The sequence below is a fragment of the Vibrio sp. 10N.237.312.B06 genome, from assembly GCF_041464685.1.
Lineage (GTDB): Bacteria > Pseudomonadota > Gammaproteobacteria > Enterobacterales > Vibrionaceae > Vibrio > Vibrio tasmaniensis_A.
In genome coordinates, this window is the sequence record NZ_JBFSPI010000209.1 from 1 (window position 1) to 1,020 (window position 1,020).

1 protein-coding gene is annotated in these 1,020 nt (G+C 41.7%); it reads right to left on the reverse strand.

The window, feature by feature from the left end; genetic code table 11:
- The coding region (locus tag AB6C75_RS23585; protein ID WP_372109532.1) for an IS4 family transposase at positions 1-926 on the reverse strand (926 nt) is incomplete at its 3' end.
- Between the last annotated feature and the right edge of the window lie 94 nt (positions 927-1,020).

Consider the following 1,020-nt stretch of genomic DNA (forward strand, 5'->3'; position numbering starts at 1 on the left):
GATTTTAAACTGTATTTTCTATCTGTTAGAGAAGTCAGCAGCCCTTGTATATGATTGGGTTGTTGTTCAACGTCATCGGGATATAGAGTTAGCCTAGCTTTCCACGTTTCTGGGAGACTCGGGTCTTGTTTTCTAGCCTGGGGAGAGACTTTCATCTCCACAATCAGATCTCGCCCATCATCATCGAGCTGCTCGATGATTTCATATTTCACATTCGACTTTATTGGTGTCATCCAGTGGCTTGTTCCATGCTCTTGTTGCCAGTTAAGCATAAGTTCTGCGCTCAAGTAGCAACGGTCAAAAATGGTCAATGAATTCGGAACTGCTGATGAAATTAAATCTTTTGCATAGCTGATTTCACCTTTAGAACTTTCCCCAAAAGCCACATCATGAATAAGGCGACTCCGTAGTGATGTGAGTGCGCACATTCGAACGATTGGGTACTCAGTGTGCCTGTCTTTTCGGTAGTAAACATATTGATAATGCTCAGCTAAGCTTGGGTTATCGTGAGTTCTAAACTGTGTGCCATCGATTGAAAATAGGCTCAAACCATTCCATTTATCACCCGCATCTTCCGACTGTGTCCAATGCTTTGCTGTGATTGAGAATAATGACTTTAAAGGCTCAGCGGTGAGGCGTTTTCTTGCCTGAGGAATTGCACTAGGTGCAATCGTTTCACCCAATGAATTAGACAATTTGAGGTCGAGCTTATCGAGTACATCGGTAATCGGTCTATCTCGATATAAACCAATACCAACGACTAACCATACAACGAGTTCTGCGGGTAGCTTTCTACGGCGCATACTCGCTTTGTTCGTTTCAGATAAAGCTTGGTTTATCCAATCTAGCGGAAGGTCTTTTTGAAACAAAGAAAGAGATTCTGGATTAGCAAAATCGTCAACATCGATTAACCAGTGTGACAGCATAAAAAATACCCTTAAACAAAAGTGCTTAAGGGTATTGTTAACCATCTGTAGGATCGTTCAACTGATCAGGAAAATGCTTAAATGATCAGTGTTA